General features: G+C 44.4%; 1 protein-coding gene. It reads right to left on the reverse strand.

Annotated features, from left to right (window positions below):
* Nucleotides 1-164, reverse strand: a 164-nt coding sequence (locus tag V7659_RS31930) for a phosphoribosyltransferase domain-containing protein (protein WP_335543974.1), incomplete at its 3' end; no start/stop codon positions are given.
* Between the last annotated feature and the right edge of the window lie 68 nt (nucleotides 165-232).

Here is a 232-nt window from a genome sequence, read left to right on the forward strand (position 1 = left end):
CCTGAGACGAGGAGTGGTTTCAACGGGTGAACAGGCATATGTTTCCCGAGCACCTTGCTAACAAATAAAAAGGCTCTCTTTTTGTTCACCCGTGCCGCCATGTCAAAAAGATGTTCTTTTTCAAGCTGAAGCGTACCATCTTTGAGGTTAAGCTCCACCTCCATATGATCCAAGATGTTCAGCGTATGTGGCTTCTGCTTCTGTGAGTATGTCGATATAGCTTCTATTTTCA

The organism is Neobacillus drentensis, assembly GCF_036966985.1.
Taxonomy (GTDB): Bacteria; Bacillota; Bacilli; order Bacillales; family Cytobacillaceae; genus Neobacillus; species Neobacillus drentensis_E.